Raw genomic sequence first — 17,742 nt, forward strand, 5'->3', positions numbered from 1 at the left:
TAACCTGCTGAATAAAAAGGCTATAAAGTGAAATTTTCCTTAGGGACGCTGTAAAATATTAGGTAACAAAACAGTTACATCTTCACAATCGCATGCCGATAAACCTCCTATGCCCGACGCTTGCGGGTCAACGTGTATAGGATTTTGGTATGGGAATGCTCAAAAATTTTACCATTCGCGCAGTGATGCTCTCTATTCTGGGACTGTTTTGTTTACTGTGGAGCGGCGTCGGGCTGTATAGCATTCACTCTCTTGGCGCGCTCAGCGAAGGGAATGATGTGGACCGTCATCTGGTTGAGCAAATGACGGTGCTGAGCAAAGGCAACGATCAATATTTTCGTGTCATCACGCGCTTATCCCGCGTGATGGAAAGCAAAGCCGCAGGTCAGACCCTGAGCGATGAGGCTTATGCTCCGGTGCAGCAGGCGCTGGACAGCATGACCCAGCAACTGGCGCGCTTTAAACAACTGGCACCCGGCCCGATGAACCCGGATGTCGTGGATGGGGTGATTCAGAGCTGGCAAAAGCTGCTGGATGCGGGCGTTACTCCACAATTGCAGCTGGCCCGTCAGGCCTCGCCTGATGCTTATCGTCAGCAGGCAAATAACGTCACGCCCCCACTCAGTCGTGCCTTTGGCATCAGCGCAGAGAAATTCAGCCAGGGCGCAGCTGAAAAGCTGGATGCAACCCGGGTTGAAGTGGATCACCTCACCGCGATGACCAAAACGATTATTACCATCACGGTAATTTTCGGCCTGTTTATTCTGCTGTTTACCGACCGCTATCTGGTGGCGATGCTGGTCCGTCCGCTGGAAAGTATTCGTACCCACTTCGCGGTAATTGCCACGGGCGACCTGAGTCAGCCGGTATCCGATTTCGGACGCAACTGCGTCGGTAAACTGGTGCCGCTGCTGAGCGCCATGCAGGATAGCCTGCGTGAAGCGGTCAGCGCCATTCGCAGCGGCACTGAGAATATCTCGCGCGGTGCCGCAGAGATTTCTGCCGGTAACAACGACCTCTCTTCACGTACCGAAGAGCAGGCCGCTGCGCTCGAACAGACTGCGGCCAGCATGGAGCAGTTGACGGCCACGGTAAAATTCAACGCCGATAATGCCCGCCAGGCCAGCCTGCTGGCAGAAACCGCCACCACCACGGCACAACGTGGCGGTCAGCTGGTCAGTGAAGTCGTCAGCACTATGGATGGCATCTCAGGCAGCTCGAAGAAAATCGCTGAAATCACTAACGTGATCAACGGCATCGCTTTCCAGACCAATATTCTGGCGCTGAACGCCGCCGTCGAAGCGGCACGTGCTGGCGAACAGGGGCGGGGTTTTGCGGTCGTTGCCTCTGAAGTGCGTAACCTTGCACAGCGCAGCGCCAATGCCGCGAAAGAGATTGCGACGCTGATTGAAGATTCGGTTCAGCGTGTAGGTAAAGGCGCCGAGCTGGTCAGCACCACCGGCGGCACCATGAACAATATTCTGAAATCGGTGCAGGATGTTGATGCGATCATGAAACAGATTGCTTCCGCCTCAGAAGAGCAGAGCAAAGGCATCTCTCAGGTGGGTGCTGCGGTAACCGAAATGGATAGCGTGACCCAGCAGAACGCCTCACTGGTTGAAGAGGTTTCTGCCGCGGCGAGCGCACTGGCATTGCAGACGGAAGCGCTGCAGGCTTCTGTGTCGAAGTTCCGTCTCTCCAGCAACCGCCAGACCGCACCGGTCATCACGAATAAACCTGCCGCGCCGAAAGCAACCGTGCTGAATGCGCCTCAGGCTAAACCGGCGGATAACGGCGACTGGGTCACCTTCTGATCCCTGCACAGCCACGCCACCAGCTCCGCCAGGAACGGTGGCGCATCCTGCGCGGGCCGTTTCAGTAAACTGTAAACCGCACCGGTTTTTGCCTCGCCAGCGAACGGCTTAATCAGCCTGCCGCTGGCTATATCACTCTCCACCAGATTGCTGTCGGCCATCGCCACACCAAACCCCTGAATCGCTGCACTGATCGCTAAGTCCATGGTGGCAAAATGCTGGTTCCGCTTCATGTTCAGTGTCACCTGCTGCGCCTGCAGCCAGCACTGCCAGTCACGCGTATCTGCCGTGGGATGCAAAAAGGTCATTGTGGCCAGTGCCGCCGGGGAGTCCGGGCGGGGTTGATCGGCTGCCATCACTGGCGTCAGCGACTCACTGAACAGGCAAATTCCGTCAGGGTGCGGCTTACCATAGACAATCGCCACATCGAAGTTCTCCAGCTGCGCGGCATGATCCAGCGTGGTGGTCAGGGCCACATGCAGTTCAGGACGATGATGCTCCAGCGCCATCAGCCGGGGCACCAGCCAGCGCATCGCACAGGTTGGCGCTTTCAGGCGAATGCTGACCTGACTACGGCGGACCTTCTCGCTGGCCTGAACCATCAGCTCAAAACCCTGCTGTAAGTCGGGCAGCAGCGCCGCGCCCTGAGGGGTCAGGCGCAGACCGCGCGCGTGGCGGTCAAACAGCGTCACGCCCAGCCACTGCTCCAGGGCGGCAATCTTACGACTGACGGCGCCCTGCGTCAGGCAAAGTTCGCGGGCAGCGTGGGTCAGATTGAGATGTCGGGCGGTCACCAGAAAGGCGTGAATGGCATTAAGCGGCAGCGATAAGCGTGACACGGTGAACCTCAGCTATGCATTTTTTTCATGGCTATTATGACGACATTTCGCTTGCCGACTCAAGTCGCAGCCCGTTGAATAGCTATTTACCGCATCTGAGCGGTTATGCCCCTGACGGAGAGAGTATGTCCCTGAAAACGCCTGTCGCTATCCACTCAAAATTGCCGGACGTCGGCACCACTATTTTCAGCGTGATTGGCCAGCTTTCGGCGCAGCATCAGGCGATTAACCTGTCGCAGGGCGCGCCCAATTTCCCCTGTGATCCGGCGCTGGTCGACTCAGTCAGCCGCGCGATGCAGGAAGGACATAATCAGTATGCCGCCATGATGGGCTTGCCCGCCTTACGCGACGCGCTTGCCAGCAAAGTGCAGGCGCTCTATGGACAACAATATGATGCCACCAGTGAAGTGCTGATCACCGGCAGCGCCAGCCAGGGGCTCTATATGGCGATTACCGCGCTGGTTCATCAGGGCGATGAGGTGATCTTCTTTGAACCGGCGTTTGACAGCTACGCGCCGGTGGTGCGGTTGCAGGGCGGTAAACCGATTGGCCTGAAGTTGCAGGTGCCGTCATTTGCTATCGACTGGGATCAGTTGCGGGCAGCAATCACGCCGCGCACCCGGATGATCATTATTAATACGCCGCACAACCCCAGCGCGCAGGTGCTGACCCCCGACGACCTGAATCAGCTGGCAGCCTTAATCCGCAACACCGATATCGTGGTGCTCTCCGATGAGGTTTACGAGCATATTCTGTTTGATGGCCGCCCGCATTGTGGGATGGCGACGCATCCGGAGCTGGCAGCCCGCAGCGTCATTGTCTCTTCGTTTGGCAAAACCTTCCACGTCACCGGCTGGCGGGTAGGCTACTGTCTGGCACCGGCAGAGCTGATGACTGAGCTGGTGAAAGTGCATCAGTTTATGATGTACGCCGCCGATACACCGATGCAGGTCGGTTTCGCACACTATCTGCAGACGCCAGAGAACTATCTGTCGCTCAGTGCCTTCTATCAGCAGAAGCGCGATCGGCTGATTGCCCTGATGCAGAACTCCCCGTTCCGGCTGCTGCCGAGTGCGGGTTCGTTCTTTATGCTCGCCAGCTATGGACATTTCAGTGACGAACCGGACATTGAAATGGTAAAACGTCTTATCGTCGATCACGGTGTGGCGACCATACCGCTGTCGGCGTTTTATATGGATGGCACAGATAACAAACTGATTCGGCTCTCTTTTGCTAAAGACGAGGCGACACTTGAGGCTGGCGCGGCTGCGCTATGTGCTTTTTCTCACTGATTCACGCCACCGCGTGAGGCAGCTCGGGGAACAGGTAACCAGGACTTTTCGGGGTAAATAACATAATGAAGAAACTGAACGCGCTTTTTCTCGCTCTGGGCATGATGACATCGGTACAGGCACTGGCACAGGATTTACGCTACGGCGTGGAGTCACAATATCCGCCTTTTGAAAGCCGCAATGCTAAAGGGGAACTGGAAGGCTTTGATATCGAGCTGGGCAATGCCATCTGTAAGGCGGGCAACTTCAGCTGCCACTGGGTTGAGAGCAGCTTTGATGCGCTGATCCCGGCACTGCAGGCGAAAAAGTTCGACGCCATTAACTCGGCGATGAACATCACCGAAGCGCGCGCCAGAAGCATTGCGTTTACGCAGCCGATCTACCGTATTCCGACCATGTTAGTGGCGAAGACCGGTGAAAATCTGGCACCGACTGCCGAGGGTCTGAAGGGCAAGAACATCGGTGTATTACAGGGATCCATCCAGGAAACCTATGCGAAGAAGCACTGGGAGCCGCAGGGTGTGACCGTGACCTCGTATCAGGATCAAAACCAGGTTTACAACGACATGGTCGCGGGCCGCCTGGATGGCACACTGGTGATGTCCGCTGCCGGTCAGTCTGGCTTCCTCGATAAACCGCAGGGCAAAGGCTTTGGGTTTGTTGGCAAGCCAGTCGAAGATGACGCGATTCTTGGTTCAGGCATCGGCTACGGCCTGCGCAAAGATGACGCGCAGCTGAAGCAGTCACTGGATGCGGCGATTGCTAAAGTGCAGGGCGATGGCACCATCAAAAAGCTGGCTGAAAAATATTTCCCAGGCATTGATGTCAGCGCGAAGCCATAATCGCAATCGGGCGCGTTCTGCGCCCGATTCCTCCGCTTATTCCGCCGCCAGATAACAGAGTTTTTCCGCCACCTGATAGGACTTCACAAACGACGTTACCGGCAGAAATTCGAAGCGTGAATGGAAGTTGTGCGCGCCGGTAAAGAAGTTCGGCGTCAGCAGACCTTTGGCTGACAGCGCGGCACCGTCTGTACCGCCACGCATCGGAATCACCTTCGGCTCAATCTCCAGCGCGGCAAAGGCACTGAAGATCAGGTCAATCGCCCGACGATCTTCACCCAGGGCATTGCTGATATTGCTGTAAGTATCGCTGATACCCACGCTCACCTTGCCGGTGGGGTAACGCGCCGCCAGATCCTCTGCTGCCTGCTGCAACTGCTGCTTACGTGCCGCAAAGCTGGTCAGATCAAAATCACGGATTGAGGCCTTAAGCGTCGCCTTGCTGGCGTTGGCCTGAATCTCATTGAACCAGATATAGCCTTCACGGCCTTCAGTGTGCTCCGGGGTCTGCTGCCGATCAAACAGGCTGATATAGTCATGGGCCATCAGCAGCGGATTGACCAGCACCCCTTTGCCCGACATCGGATGGGCGGGTACACCGGTAAACACAATTTCTGCAGCGGCAGCATTGAAGTTTTCATAGACCACTTCGCCCAGTTCGCAGCAGTCGATGGTCCAGGCGAAATCAACATTAAAGCGCGTTTCCAGATCCAGCGCTTTCGCGCCGCGCAGCCCAATCTCTTCGTCCGGCACAAAGGCCACCACGATGTCGCCGTGGTCGCCGTTAAGGTTCTGCATCAGCGTCATCACCACGGTGACCGCCGCTTTGTTGTCCGCGCCCAGCACGCTGGTGCCGTCGCTGAAGATCACTTGCTGACCGACGTAGGGCGCGATCTCCGGATGTTCATCGCGGCGCAGCCAGATATCCTGCTCTGCATTCAGACAGAGATCTTCGCCCTGCCAGGTGAGGATCTGCGGGTGGATATCGGGCGACAAACCGACATCAACGGTATCGATATGCGTAATAAACCCGATGCGCGGCGCGTCAGGCCGGTTGCCGCGTTTCACCGCCGTCACCGTAGCATGCTCATCAATCACTACCTCATCCAGCCCTGACGCGCGCAGCTCATCCGCCAGCAGTTCCGCCATGGCGTGCTGGCTCGGCGTGCTGGGCAGGGTGGTGGATTTGGCATCGCTCTGACTGCTGATGGCGAGGTAACGGAAAAAACGTTCTGTGAGCTGCGACTCAAGTTTGTCTGTCATCACTATTCCTTATTAGTCAGCCACCGGCGGGGTTCGTTATGGTGCCGAATCGTGCTATCAATGAAGCATCTGAATGATTCATTTAGATATTGTGATCACCGGAAGTCAATACAAAGCGAGGATAATAATGAAAATCAAGATAGCCACCTTAGCGCTTGTTACGGCTGGGATAGCGCTGGCTGGCAGCGTTAACGCCAAAACGCTGGTCTTCTGTTCTGAGGGATCGCCAGAGAACTTTAACCCGCAGCTCTATACCTCCGGGACCAGCGTTGACGCCAGTGCGGTGCCGGTTTTCAACCGGCTGGTGGACTTCACGCCCGGCACCACCAACCTGGTGCCCAGCCTGGCAGAACGCTGGGAAATCAGCCCGGATGGCACGGTTTACACCTTCTATCTGCGCAAGAACGTGAAGTTTCAGAGCAATAAAGTCTTCAAACCCAGCCGCGACTTCAACGCCGACGATGTGATCTTCTCGTTTATGCGCCAGATGGACCCGAAAAATCCTTACCACAATGTCTCTGGCGGCACCTATTCCAACTTCGAAAGCCTGGAGCTCTCCACGCTGATTAAAAGTATCGACCGGGTCGATGACCACACCGTACGTTTTACGCTGTCCCATCCGGAAGCGCCGTTCCTTGCCGATCTCGCCTGGTACTTCGCCTCGATCCACTCGGCGGAATATGCAGACGCGATGCTGAAAGCGGGGACGCCGGAGAAGGTCGATATGAACCCGATCGGCACCGGACCGTTTGAGCTGGTGCAGTATCAGAAAGATTCCCGCATTCTCTACAAAGCGTTCCCGGACTACTGGCAGGGCAAGGCGAAACTCGATCGGCTGGTGTTCAGCATCACGCCGGATGCCTCCGTGCGCAACGCCAAGCTGGAGAAGAACGAGTGTCAGGTGATGCCTTTCCCTAATCCCGCCGATCTTGAAAAGATGCGTGCTAACCCGGATATCACCCTGGAACAAAAGGCGGGTCTGAATACCGGCTTCCTGGCGTTTAACACCACTAAAGCGCCAACCGATAACGTTAAAGTGCGTCAGGCGCTGGCGATGGCGATCAACAAACCGGCGATCATCGATGCGATTTTTAAAGGCACCGGCACGGTTGCGAAAAATATCCTGCCACCGGGCGTCTGGAGCGCCGAAAAAGATCTGAAAGATTACGACTACGATCCAGAGAAGGCCAAAGCCCTGCTGCAACAGGCGGGTGTGAAACCGGGTACCGAAATTGCGCTCTGGGCGATGCCGGTTCAGCGGCCTTACAACCCGAATGCGCGCCGCATGGCGGAGATGATTCAGTCGGACTGGGCTAAAGTGGGCATCAAAGCCAATATCGTCAGCTATGAGTGGGGCGAATACCTGAAACGCGTGCGCAGCGGCGAGCATCAGGCGGCGCTGATGGGCTGGACCACCGCCACCGGCGATCCGGACAACTTCTTTGGCCCGCTTTACAGCTGTACCTCGGCACAGGGCGGTTCCAACTCCTCAAAATGGTGCTATCAGCCATTTGAGAAGTTAATCACCGAAGCTCGCGCCGAGCCGGATCAGGGCAAACGCACCGCGCTTTATCTGCAGGCACAGCAGATGATGCATGACCAGATGCCTGCGGTGATGATTGCGCACTCCACCATCTTTGAGCCGGTGCGCAAATCAGTCAGCGGCTATCAGGTCGATCCGTTCGGCAAACACATCTTCTATCAGGTTGATATTAAGCAGTAAACGGTAACAGCTATCAGCAGGGGCGTATACACATGTGGGCCTCTGCTGTCTGGCTCAGCTTAAAAAGAACTGACAGCAATAAATAAGTTCAATGCGAAGGGAACATGCCCCGAAGAGGAAAGCGTCCCGCCGCCCGGATAAAAACGCCGGGAGCGTTTTTGAACAACGCAACGCGTTGGCCCGGCTACGGGCGCTCCTCAGGGATGAGGTGCGTAATCGCGTGGGCCGGGCATGCCATGGATGGCGGCTGTTGCGACTTTCCGATCTGGTCGTGTTCCCTAAGCCAGCACTATCTGACAGCCATCCAGCGCAGACTTTAACAACCAAACTCCTTTAAGCCTGTATCACTCATCCCATCCTCACCTGCTGATCCATCTCCGTTAGCCGCTGCTGCAAAAACTGCAGAAACAGCGTCAGCGCCGCATTCCGCTGGCGGCCGGACACCGTCTGAAGCTGCAACGTACGCTGACTCAGCTGATCCACCCCCATCGAACGCAACACCAGATTTTGCGTGTCGCGTTCAAACAACAGGGTAAACGCACTGCAAATGGTTACTGCCTGCGGGGTATGCAGCAAAAAGTGGTAGAGCGTAGCGAAATAGTCGCAGGTCAGCACCGGCTCGACCACGCAGTCGTTCATCTGACAGGAGAGGTCAAACAACTGCCGCACGGTAGTATGCTGACCTGGCAACGCCAGCGGCCAGCCATGCAGATCGGCCAGCGTCACCTGACGCGACGCCAGCGGATGCGACTGATGCATCGCCAGTAACACCGGCGCCGGCCACGAGCCGAGCACCTCAACGCTGCGCTCCGGCTGCAGACTGAACTGCAGCGCAACATCGCATTCCCCAGCTCTGACGCATGCCGCCACGCCCTGCGAGTGCGTCACATTAAGCGCAAACAGCACGCCGGGATTGGCCTGACGGAACTCCGCCAGCAGACCCGGCAGCAAACTGAACGCCATTCCGTCGGTGCAGGCGATGCGGATCAGGCTGCGCCGTATTGCTTTCAGCCCCTTAATCTCCGCCAGCGCATATTCCATATCGAGCTGACTCTTGCGCACATGATGCGCGAATATTTCACCGGCTTCGTTCAATACCATGCCGCGTGCATGCCGCTCAAACAGCGGCACACCCACCTGCGTCTCCAGACGCTGAATCTGGCGACTAATCGCCGACACCGCCACAAAGAGTTGCTCGCTGGCGGCGCTGAGCGATCCGCACTGTACGACCGCCAGGAAATAGCGGATCTCACTGCTTAACATGGTCACTCCGGCAAAACGCATCATAAAAGGGCAGGCGTGGCTTGCTTTAAAAGCAAGGCTCACTCGATAAATTAATAATTGTGGCAAAGAGAGAAGTTTGTCAAAGATAAAGCACGATAAAAAGAACAGACAGGGCAAACATGACAGAGCAACAGACCGTTGACCAGGCGATGCACTATTTCGACAGTGGCGAGTTTCAGCAGCTGCTGGCAAGACGAATTTCCTGCGTGACCGAAAGCCAGCACGCCAGCAGGCAGGCGGAGCTGGAGAACTATCTGCAGCAGGAGATCGGCCCGCAGCTGGCGGCGATGGGCTTTACGCTGCACCCGTTTGAGAATCCGCAGCCCGGCAGCCCGCCGTTTCTGATCGCCACGCTCATTGAAGATCCCTCCAGACCGACGCTGCTCTGCTATGGCCACGGCGATGTGGTGTTCGGCGACGATGAGAACTGGCGCGACGGTTTATCACCTTGGCGACTCACGGCTGAAGATGACCGCCTGTATGGGCGCGGCAGTGCGGATAACAAAGGACAGCACTGCATCAATCTCGCGGCGCTGGAGCAGGTGTGGCAGGCACGCGGTGGCGCACTGGGCTTCAACTGCAAAATCCTGTTTGAAATGGGTGAAGAGATCAGCTCGCCAGGGCTGGCGGAGATTTGTCAGCAGCAGCGGGCGCTGTTACAGGCCGACCTCTTTATCGCCTCTGATGGCCCGCGACTGAACGCGGTGCGGCCGACACTGTTCCTGGGTTCGCGTGGCGCGGCGAACTTTCGTCTGACTATCAGGGCGCGCGACAACGCCTATCACTCCGGCAACTGGGGCGGATTGCTGAGCAATCCCGGCACCCAGTTGGCCAATGCGCTCGCCTGCCTGGTGAATGCACAGGGTGTTTTGCAGGTCGCCGCACTGAAACCGGACTCCCTTACCGATGCGGTGCGCGCCATCCTCAGTGATATCGAGGTGGGCGGCATGCCGGGCGATCCGGCGCTGGCCGACGGCTGGGGAGAACCGGGCCTGACGCCTGCGGAGCGTCTTTATGGCTGGAACACGCTGGAGGTGCTGGCGTTTGAAACCGGTAACCCGGCACGTCCGATGAACGCCATCCCCGGCAGCGCCACGGCGGTGTGTCAGCTGCGATTTGTGGTCGGCACCGACTGGGAAAATCTGGTCCGGCATGTCGAAAGTCACCTGCATCAGCACGGCTTCGATAACGTCAGCGTAGAGTTTATGCGCGGTTCACCTGCAACGCGACTCGATCCGCAGGATCCGCTGGTGGCCTGGGCGCTGGACACGCTGGCCCGCAGCAGCGGTAAAAAACCGGCGCTGTTGCCCAATCTCGGCGGTTCACTGCCCAATGAGGTATTTGCCGATATCCTCGGCCTCCCGACGCTGTGGGTGCCCCATTCCTATCCGGCCTGCGGCCAGCACGGCGTTAACGAACACATGCTCACCTCTGTTGCACGTGAAGGGCTGGCGATCATGACCCGCCTTTTCTGGCAACTGGGTGAAGAGGGCGAACAACTGATGTCGCGCCACCATCAGTGGCGGAGAGGTGAACAATGAGCAGCATCGCACAGAGTACTCCGCAGGTGAAACCGAGCCTGCACAAAACGCTGTTCGCTACCTGCATTGGTAACGCGCTGGAGTGGTTCGACATCGCGGTGTATGGCTTCTTCGCCAGCTACATCGCGCACGTCTTCTTTCCGGTCAGCGATCCGTCGGTGTCGCTACTGCTGACCTTCGGCAGCTTCGGCATCTCATTCCTGATCCGTCCGCTGGGTGCCATCGTGCTGGGCAACTATGCCGACCGTCATGGCCGTAAAAAAGCGCTACTGCTCTCAATCAATCTGATGATGCTGGGCGGGGCGATCATTACCTTTATGCCGGGTTACGCCACTATTGGTCTGGCGGCGCCGCTGCTGATTATCCTGGCGCGTCTGATTCAGGGCTTCTCTGCCGGAGGCGAGTTTGGCAGTTCCACCGCTTTCCTGGTAGAGCACTTTCCCGAGCGCAAAGCCTTTATCGCCAGCTGGCAGTTCGCCACACAGGGCGCCAGTACTCTGATGGCATCGGCGTTCGGCTTGGGGCTGACACACTGGCTGAGCGAAAGCGAGATTCAGGCGTGGGGCTGGCGTATCCCGTTTGCTTTCGGCTTACTGATTGGACCGCTGGGGATCTATATTCGCCGTCACGTGCAGGAGCCCGCCAGCTTTGCGACGCAGGAGAAGGAAGCCGCACCGCTGAAAACGCTGTTCGGGCGGCAGAAAGCGCTGATCACCCTGGCGATTGGGGTGATGGTGATCTCGACCGCCGTCAACTACATGCTCAATTACATTCCGACCTACGCCACCAAAACGCTGCATCTGCCGGGGTCGGTGGCCTTCACCGCCACGCTGGTCGCAGGGATTATCCTGACGGTGGTGACGCCCATAATGGGATTGTGGGCGGAGCGGATTGGCCGATTGCCGCTGATGTGGGGATCGCTGCTGCTGTTGATGGTCACCATCTATCCCGCCTTCAAATGGATGGTCGATCACACTACGCCCACCACGCTGATCCTGCTGGTGGCGTGGATGGCGCTACTCAAGTCGGTCTATTTCTCCACGGTGCCGTCGGTGATGGCCGATCTCTTCCCGGCGACCACGCGCGCCAGCGGCATGGCGATCAGCTACAACGTGGCCGTGACGGTATTTGGCGGGTTTGCACCGCTGATTTGCAGCATGCTGATTGCCGCCACCGGCAGCAGTCTGGCGCCTGGATACTACCTGATGGCCGTGGCGGTGTTGAGTGGTATCGCGCTGCTGCGCTGCAGTAAGCGGGTGGCATAAAAGAGTGGGCCGATTACTGGCCCAATCTGGTACTGACAACGTCAGGTACGGGAGGCGGTAAGATCGAGCCAGTGATTAACTGAACTGTAAATAGGCAACATGGGTCTGCAGATACTCCTCCAGACCATGTTTTCCATCGGCACCGCCGACACCCGATTTACGCCACCCGGCATGAAATCCCTGCATCGCTTCGAAGTTTTCACGGTTAACGTAGGTTTCACCGAACTTCAGCTTTCGCAGCGCGGTCATGGTGGTATTCAGATTCTGCGTATAAATCGAGGAGGTCAGCCCATATTCGCAGTCGTTGGCCAGCGTAATCGCCTCATCCAGCGTTTTAAAACTCATCACCGGCAGAACCGGGCCAAAAATCTCTTCCTGCATAATCGCCATCTCCTGGCGCACATCAGTCAGCAAGGTGGGTTGGAAAAAGAAGCCTCTGTCTCCGGCGCGCTTGCCGCCCAGCACCACTTTTGCCCCTGCGGCGACGGCCTCTGCTACTTTCTGCTCCACCCGATCCCGTGCTGCGGCATTAATCAGCGGACCCATATCGATATCGCTGCGTTCGGCCGGGTCGCCAAATGTCACCTGCTGAAACGCGGCGGTCAGTGCGCTGATAAAACGATCGTAAATGCCTTCCTGCACATAGAGCCGCTCTACGCAATTGCAGACCTGGCCGCTGTTAATGATCCGCGAGCTGACGACCGCCCGCACAGCCAGCTCGAGGTCGGCATCATCCATCACGATGGCGGGGGCTTTGCCACCCAGTTCCAGCGACACTTTGGTGACATTTTTAGCCGCGGCTTCCATGGTGGCAATGCCTGCACCGACGCTTCCGGTCAGACTCACCAGACCGACCTTAGGATTTGCTGCCAGCTCCTGTCCCACTTCCGGTCCCAGACCATAAACAAAGTTAATGACGCCAGCAGGCAGACCCAGCGTTTGTATGATGTCGGCAAAAAGTGCCGCATTATTCGGTGTCAGCTCACTGGGTTTGATCACGATGGTGTTTCCGGTGATCAGGGCCGGTGCCGCTTTGCGGGCAATAAGGAAGAAGGGGAAATTCCACGGCAGTATTCCGGTAGTGACGCCGATCGCTTTTTTGAACAGGAAGATGTTTTCGTTGGGGCGGTCACTGTTGATGATCTCACCTTCATAGCGACGCGCCCACTCCGCCATGTAATCGAGGTAGTCGGCGGTGAACATCACTTCGGTCTTCGCCAGCCCCTGGGTTTTTCCACCCTCAGCCACAATGGTTGCCGTCAGTTCAGGCTCACGCTGGCGGATGGCGGTGGCAATTTTGTGCAGCCAGACGCCGCGCTCTACTGCAGGCAGCGCTTCCCATCCAGGCTGAGCCACTTCTGCGGCGCTGATGGCAAGGCTGGCATCCTGACGACTGCCCTGGGGAATACGGGACAGCAACGCCTCCGTGGACGGATTGATCACTTCAATCCAACGGTCACCCTGATGGGCTACAAATTCGCCATTAATGAAATGTTGATGATGTGTTGTCATTCGCTTAGCTCTCCGCTATCGATACGTTGCAGTAATGTGATAGCAGGGTGAAACAGATTGCTCAGGGCTACCTTTAGCTGATTGCCAGCTGCCGGTTGCGCTTGGCAGCCAATCACAGATATCGGTGAGTTCTGCGGCAAAAACGTCAATATGTTGTAGATTTAAAGGAGTGAAGTGGTAATAAAGGGGTTAAATCATGGCAAATGGATGGGCGTCAGAAGGCGCAGTACAGGAACAGATCGATAGCACCGTCAATGATGGCATTGAGCGGGTAAGACAGTCGATCGGACAGGGCGAAAGCGCCACCGAATGCGAGCTCTGCGGCGAGCCGATTCCCGAAGCGCGTCGTCAGGCGCTTAAAGGCGTGCACTATTGTGTGGCGTGTCAGGAAAAAATCGACAAGCAACAGCAGACCAGCAGTTTATATAACCGTCGGGGCAGTAAAGACAGTCAGTTGCGCTGATCCTCAGGAGCCTGGCATCGCCAGGCCACTGCCAATAAACCACGCCAGAAAGCCCACGCCCGCCACAATGATGGCGATCGGAAACAGAATTCCAATTCTCATAATTTACCTGCTGCAAACAGCGATTTCAGGGGCTGCGATCTTATCATGAGATCTGCAATACGGCGCGGTGGGTTTTCAGCAGAGTGAACAGCTGGAACTGCGTTGCATCATTTTCCTCCCGCAACACCTCACCTTTTTTATAGAGAATATGGTGAACATGTCCGAGCTGACGCCAGACCACTATCGCTGAGGCGATCAGGGCGCAATGCTGATCCGCCTGCACACACTCAAGGGTGGCATAGTGGGTTTCATCCAGGCCATTCACAAATACCTTTATCGCATCTGCAGGTAATATCGCGCGCAGATCATCCAGCATTACCTGGCTGACTGACTGCGAAAGAAACAGCGTTAACCACTTTGTCGTCATCCCATTCCCTGATCCGATCAATTTTCCCCAGTTTATACGACCTTGCCCGCGTTAATGAAAGGCTTCTTTGCACATTTGCCAACCTTCCCTTGTGAATGGCAGTCAGATCAGAATTGTGCTGCGCCACACAGCAAAAATGAAAAAAACATTGAATAATAAGTTACTTACTTAACTAATCGTCCGGTTTTCTGACAACGGTGAAATTGTGATCCCTGATGGGCACAACGGGTAAATATTGCCACTTCACTGTGGCTTCCGGCATTTATCCAAAGGCTGAGGAATTCCTGCTGAACGTAGACTGCCTGCTGAGCGGAAGCAGACAGGTTTCCGACAGGCCTCAACCTAACCGGGGAATAACAATGAACAGTGCCATTATTGCGGGTATCTTCTGGCATTTTGTCGGAGCTGCCAGCGCCGCGTGTTTCTACGCGCCTTTTAAACAGGTGAAAAGATGGTCATGGGAAACCATGTGGTCGATCGGTGGCCTGATGTCGTGGCTGATCCTGCCGTGGGCGGTAAGTGCCATTTTACTGCCAGATTTTATGGCCTATTACAGCAGCTTCTCGCTTTCGCAACTGACGCCGGTATTTCTGTTTGGCGCGATGTGGGGCATAGGCAATATCAACTACGGCCTGACCATGCGTTATCTCGGCATGTCGATGGGAATCGGTATCGCGATTGGCATTACCCTGGTGGTCGGCACGCTGATGACACCGCTTCTGCAGGGGCGCTTTGGTGAGCTCTTCGCGTCGGCGGGTGGCCGGTTAACCTTGCTGGGCGTACTGGTGGCACTGATTGGCGTCGGGATTGTATCGCGTGCCGGGCTGTTAAAGGAGCGGGCGCTGGGGATTAACGCAGAAGAGTTTAATCTCAGAAAAGGACTGGTGCTGGCGGTGATGTGCGGCATCTTCTCGGCGGGTATGTCCTTTGCCATGGATGCGGCTAAGCCCATGCATCAGGCCGCCGCTAATCTGGGCATCGATCCGCTGTATGTAGCTCTGCCCAGCTACGTAATCATTATGGGCGGCGGCGCTCTGGTTAATCTGGCCTTCTGTTTCTGGCGGCTGGCCACCCGGCCAGAGCTGTCGGTGCGTAAAGACTTCTCGGTCGGGAAGTCGCTGCTGATTGCTAATACCGCGTTTGCGGTGCTCGGCGGCACCATGTGGTATCTGCAGTTCTTCTTCTATGCCTGGGGCCATGCCAGAATCCCGGCGCAGTATGACTATGTCAGCTGGATGCTGCACATGAGTCTATACGTCCTGTGTGGTGGTCTTGTGGGGCTGCTGATGAAGGAGTGGAAGTCTGCGGGACGCCGCCCGGTCAGCGTGTTATCAATCGGCTGTGTGGTGATTATCATTGCCGCCAATATTGTGGGACTTGGCATGGCGGCCTGATCGCGAATAGTGACTCTGTCTTTATGCAGGCGGGGCCTGCCAGACTGATGGCTCACTCCGTCGGGGTTTTACTTACAACAACACATTAGTTTAATTCGCAGGCACTGTTTCCCGGCAATGTGGAACAGCTTTTCTCTGTTACCTCAACGGGCCTGCTATGCAGGCCCGTTTTATTAAGACTCGGCACTTTTCAGCGCCTGGCGTGGCGCGATAAATTGCTGTCGCCAGGCGCTGGGAGGCAAACCGGTGTCACGGGTGAAGACCACCGAAAAATAGTTACTGTCATCAAAGCCGCAGCGGGCAGCAACCTCACTAATCAGACAATCCTGGGTGCGAAGCAGATATTTTGCCTGACAGAGCTGTAGCTGACGCAGGTAATGACCGATGGTCATCCCGGTCTGCTGACGGAAAAGCTGCCTCAGCGCCCGTTCGCTGAGCTGGTTCTGCTGACAAAACTCCGCGAGATCAAAGGGGCGGGCAATCGCACCCTGCAACACTGACATCAGCAGATCGAGCTGTTCGCCCTCCGGCAACGCCCAGGGGCGGTCGGCCGCGTAGCCGTGGCGGCGCAGAATCAGCGCCAGCTGTAAAAACAGCGCCTCCGAGAGCTGAACTGACAGGGGATCGCTTTTTCGACTTTCACGCTCCAGCTGGCTGATCACCCCACGGGCCAGCGCCATCCCTCGCGTGGTCAGCCGCCAGCCGCCAGGCGCATCCGGGCCCTGTTGCGGCAGCAGCTGATTCCAGTCAAGAGCAAGACCAAAGCGATCACGACAGTAGAGGATATTATCCAGCACCAGATCGTTAACGCTGTCGTAGCTGTGGCAGTCACTGTCGCGGATATAAAAAACGTCGCCACAGGTAATCAGCCAGGGGCGATCGTTGAGGACGTGCAGGCCATTGCCGCGCCAGACAATCACGATTTCACTGAACTCGTGTCGATGCGGCGGGAAAGAGGGTTGTGGCATCCTTTCGGCGACCGCCACCGGTAGAGTAGTGGCGGGAAAATAGTCATCCCGACTGAGTATCAACGCCATGATTGGCTCCTTTACATCATCTGCTGGCGCTCCGCTCGCGGTGCGCAGCCAAATTCGCGCCTGAACAGGGTTGAGAAATGGTTGCTGTCACCAAATCCACACTGGAAGGCGATATCGGTAATTCGCATATCACTGTGACGCAGCAGATGACGGGCCTGCAACAGCCGCACACGGTTCAGGTAGCGCTGCGGCGTGCTGCCGGTTTGCTGCTTCATTTGCCGATGCAGGGTACGCAGCGACAGGGAGAAGCGGTCAGCCAGTTCATCCCAGATAATTTCATCACTGTAATGCTCACCCAGCCAGTCGAGCAGACGATGCAGCCGCGCCTCCTGATCCTGACTCTGTCCGTCAATGCACGCCTCACGCAACAGCACCAGCAACTGTAAAAAGAGCTGTTCCTGACGCGCCTGTTTTTCCATCGACCAGGTATCATCCGGCTGCATCTGCGCCGCCACACTCAGCGCCTGCGTCATCACCTTTTGATTGATGCGCCAGTGGGAAGCATATTGCCCGTCCTGATCGCAGGGCAGTAAAGCCTGTAACCCGGAGAGAAAGCGAAACGCGCCGGGGCTGCGATAAAGCACGTTGGTCAGACAAAGGTTGTCGGTCTGCTCATAAAGATGACGATCGTGATCGCGCACAAAGCAGACGCAACCGGCGCACAGCGTTTGTGGCTGACCATTAAACACATGAATGCCAGAGCCTTGCTCAACCAGCACAATTTCATGGAAATCATGATGATGTTCCGGGAAGGCGGCCTGGGGTACGCGGGGTTCAATCGCAATGGCGTAATCGCCTTCGGGGAAAAAATCCGCACTGTGCAATATGGTCATGGTCATCTCTCGCTGCTTAACAAAACCGTAACGCAGTCTAATCAGCACGCTCTAACCTTACCTTGAATTTTCAGCCTGACTCAGCAGGAATCATGCTGATTTTTCAAGAAATCCTCAGCAGTTAACAGATTTGCGGCAGGGGTCACATCCTCCTGCCTTTCGCCTCTGTGA

16 protein-coding genes are annotated in these 17,742 nt (G+C 56.5%); 8 read left to right on the forward strand and 8 right to left on the reverse strand.

All coding sequences use genetic code 11. From position 1 onward, the window contains the following. Positions 1–149: 149 nt before the first annotated feature. Positions 150–1,814 (forward strand): methyl-accepting chemotaxis protein, encoded by a 1,665-nt coding sequence (locus ACO6VX_RS04650; protein ID WP_422457780.1) that lies wholly within the window; start codon positions 150–152, stop codon positions 1,812–1,814. On the opposite strand, the gene ACO6VX_RS04655 is transcribed toward ACO6VX_RS04650, so the two are convergent. After that, on the reverse strand, positions 1,772–2,653 hold the full coding sequence (locus ACO6VX_RS04655) for a LysR substrate-binding domain-containing protein (protein ID WP_010244709.1): 882 nt from the start codon (positions 2,651–2,653) through the stop codon (positions 1,772–1,774). The two genes, ACO6VX_RS04650 and ACO6VX_RS04655, sit on opposite strands and share 43 nt — an antisense overlap. Positions 2,654–2,778: 125 nt before the next feature. On the opposite strand from ACO6VX_RS04655, the gene ACO6VX_RS04660 reads away from it, so the two are divergent. Then, positions 2,779–3,945, forward strand: a complete 1,167-nt coding sequence (locus ACO6VX_RS04660; RefSeq protein WP_422457782.1) for a methionine aminotransferase — start codon at positions 2,779–2,781, stop codon at positions 3,943–3,945. A gap of 65 nt (positions 3,946–4,010) precedes the next feature. Further along, entirely contained in the window at positions 4,011–4,787 is a 777-nt protein-coding gene (locus tag ACO6VX_RS04665; protein WP_010670199.1) for a transporter substrate-binding domain-containing protein, read from the forward strand. Between the two features lie 36 nt (positions 4,788–4,823). Here ACO6VX_RS04665 and pepT read toward each other — a convergent pair whose 3' ends face one another. Then, complete coding sequence (gene pepT / locus ACO6VX_RS04670) at positions 4,824–6,050, reverse strand: peptidase T (protein ID WP_033787793.1); 1,227 nt, start codon at positions 6,048–6,050, stop codon at positions 4,824–4,826. 127 nt (positions 6,051–6,177) lie between these two features. Between pepT and ACO6VX_RS04675 the strand changes: the two genes are divergently transcribed. Further along, positions 6,178–7,773 (forward strand): ABC transporter substrate-binding protein, encoded by a 1,596-nt coding sequence (locus tag ACO6VX_RS04675; RefSeq protein WP_422457785.1) that lies wholly within the window; start codon positions 6,178–6,180, stop codon positions 7,771–7,773. 348 nt (positions 7,774–8,121) lie between these two features. On the opposite strand, the gene ACO6VX_RS04680 is transcribed toward ACO6VX_RS04675, so the two are convergent. Continuing rightward, positions 8,122–9,036 (reverse strand): LysR family transcriptional regulator, encoded by a 915-nt coding sequence (locus ACO6VX_RS04680; RefSeq protein WP_010244726.1) that lies wholly within the window; start codon positions 9,034–9,036, stop codon positions 8,122–8,124. A 140-nt stretch (positions 9,037–9,176) separates the two neighbouring features. Here ACO6VX_RS04680 and ACO6VX_RS04685 point away from each other — a divergent pair, with 140 nt between their 5' ends. Together ACO6VX_RS04685 and ACO6VX_RS04690 are read left to right on the forward strand one after the other, a co-directional pair. Then, positions 9,177–10,598 carry a M20 family metallopeptidase gene (locus tag ACO6VX_RS04685; protein ID WP_422457787.1) on the forward strand — a complete coding sequence of 474 codons (1,422 nt, stop codon included), beginning with the start codon at positions 9,177–9,179 and terminating at the stop codon, positions 10,596–10,598. Next, the gene (locus ACO6VX_RS04690) at positions 10,595–11,863 is read left to right on the forward strand and encodes an MFS transporter (protein WP_010244731.1); all 1,269 of its coding nucleotides are present in this window, start codon (positions 10,595–10,597) and stop codon (positions 11,861–11,863) included. The genes ACO6VX_RS04685 and ACO6VX_RS04690 overlap by 4 nt, the downstream gene beginning before the upstream one ends. A gap of 75 nt (positions 11,864–11,938) precedes the next feature. Here the strand turns inward: ACO6VX_RS04690 and aldA are convergent, their stop codons facing one another. Continuing rightward, positions 11,939–13,375 (reverse strand): aldehyde dehydrogenase, encoded by a 1,437-nt coding sequence (gene aldA, locus ACO6VX_RS04695; protein WP_422457789.1) that lies wholly within the window; start codon positions 13,373–13,375, stop codon positions 11,939–11,941. A gap of 196 nt (positions 13,376–13,571) precedes the next feature. Here aldA and ACO6VX_RS04700 point away from each other — a divergent pair, with 196 nt between their 5' ends. After that, positions 13,572–13,838, forward strand: coding sequence for a DksA/TraR family C4-type zinc finger protein (locus ACO6VX_RS04700; protein ID WP_010244737.1), 267 nt, complete (start codon positions 13,572–13,574; stop codon positions 13,836–13,838). 3 nt (positions 13,839–13,841) lie between these two features. Here ACO6VX_RS04700 and ACO6VX_RS04705 read toward each other — a convergent pair whose 3' ends face one another. Both ACO6VX_RS04705 and ACO6VX_RS04710 read right to left on the reverse strand, forming a co-directional pair. Next, positions 13,842–13,940 (reverse strand): YoaK family small membrane protein, encoded by a 99-nt coding sequence (locus ACO6VX_RS04705; protein WP_008925225.1) that lies wholly within the window; start codon positions 13,938–13,940, stop codon positions 13,842–13,844. Positions 13,941–13,983: 43 nt separating this feature from the next. Beyond that, positions 13,984–14,307, reverse strand: coding sequence for a hypothetical protein (locus ACO6VX_RS04710; RefSeq protein ID WP_010244743.1), 324 nt, complete (start codon positions 14,305–14,307; stop codon positions 13,984–13,986). A 359-nt stretch (positions 14,308–14,666) separates the two neighbouring features. On the opposite strand from ACO6VX_RS04710, the gene rhaT reads away from it, so the two are divergent. After that, a complete protein-coding gene (rhaT, locus tag ACO6VX_RS04715) occupies positions 14,667–15,701 on the forward strand; it encodes an L-rhamnose/proton symporter RhaT (RefSeq protein ID WP_033787799.1) in 1,035 nt (344 codons plus the stop codon). 173 nt (positions 15,702–15,874) lie between these two features. Here rhaT and rhaR read toward each other — a convergent pair whose 3' ends face one another. Together rhaR and rhaS are read right to left on the reverse strand one after the other, a co-directional pair. Further along, on the reverse strand, positions 15,875–16,738 hold the full coding sequence (gene rhaR / locus ACO6VX_RS04720) for an HTH-type transcriptional activator RhaR (RefSeq protein WP_050680444.1): 864 nt from the start codon (positions 16,736–16,738) through the stop codon (positions 15,875–15,877). A gap of 11 nt (positions 16,739–16,749) precedes the next feature. Further along, complete coding sequence (gene rhaS / locus ACO6VX_RS04725) at positions 16,750–17,571, reverse strand: HTH-type transcriptional activator RhaS (protein WP_029519526.1); 822 nt, start codon at positions 17,569–17,571, stop codon at positions 16,750–16,752. Positions 17,572–17,742: the final 171 nt, after the last annotated feature.

Origin of the sequence: Pantoea sp. BJFS-204 (assembly GCF_049310725.1) — a bacterium.
GTDB classification, from domain to species: domain Bacteria; phylum Pseudomonadota; class Gammaproteobacteria; order Enterobacterales; family Enterobacteriaceae; genus Pantoea; species Pantoea agglomerans.

Excerpts from the sequence above, each read along its gene's own strand:
- ACO6VX_RS04650 (WP_422457780.1), top strand. The coding sequence starts at position 150 with ATGGGAATGCTCAAAAATTTTACCATTCGCGCAGTGATGCTCTCTATT.
- ACO6VX_RS04660 (WP_422457782.1), top strand. The coding sequence starts at position 2,779 with ATGTCCCTGAAAACGCCTGTCGCTATCCACTCAAAATTGCCGGACGTC.
- ACO6VX_RS04665 (WP_010670199.1), top strand. The coding sequence starts at position 4,011 with ATGAAGAAACTGAACGCGCTTTTTCTCGCTCTGGGCATGATGACATCG.
- pepT (WP_033787793.1), bottom strand. The coding sequence starts at position 6,050 with ATGACAGACAAACTTGAGTCGCAGCTCACAGAACGTTTTTTCCGTTAC.
- ACO6VX_RS04675 (WP_422457785.1), top strand. The coding sequence starts at position 6,178 with ATGAAAATCAAGATAGCCACCTTAGCGCTTGTTACGGCTGGGATAGCG.
- ACO6VX_RS04680 (WP_010244726.1), bottom strand. The coding sequence starts at position 9,036 with ATGTTAAGCAGTGAGATCCGCTATTTCCTGGCGGTCGTACAGTGCGGA.
- ACO6VX_RS04685 (WP_422457787.1), top strand. The coding sequence starts at position 9,177 with ATGACAGAGCAACAGACCGTTGACCAGGCGATGCACTATTTCGACAGT.
- ACO6VX_RS04690 (WP_010244731.1), top strand. The coding sequence starts at position 10,595 with ATGAGCAGCATCGCACAGAGTACTCCGCAGGTGAAACCGAGCCTGCAC.
- aldA (WP_422457789.1), bottom strand. The coding sequence starts at position 13,375 with ATGACAACACATCATCAACATTTCATTAATGGCGAATTTGTAGCCCAT.
- ACO6VX_RS04700 (WP_010244737.1), top strand. The coding sequence starts at position 13,572 with ATGGCAAATGGATGGGCGTCAGAAGGCGCAGTACAGGAACAGATCGAT.
- ACO6VX_RS04705 (WP_008925225.1), bottom strand. The coding sequence starts at position 13,940 with ATGAGAATTGGAATTCTGTTTCCGATCGCCATCATTGTGGCGGGCGTG.
- ACO6VX_RS04710 (WP_010244743.1), bottom strand. The coding sequence starts at position 14,307 with ATGACGACAAAGTGGTTAACGCTGTTTCTTTCGCAGTCAGTCAGCCAG.
- rhaT (WP_033787799.1), top strand. The coding sequence starts at position 14,667 with ATGAACAGTGCCATTATTGCGGGTATCTTCTGGCATTTTGTCGGAGCT.
- rhaR (WP_050680444.1), bottom strand. The coding sequence starts at position 16,738 with ATGGCGTTGATACTCAGTCGGGATGACTATTTTCCCGCCACTACTCTA.
- rhaS (WP_029519526.1), bottom strand. The coding sequence starts at position 17,571 with ATGACCATATTGCACAGTGCGGATTTTTTCCCCGAAGGCGATTACGCC.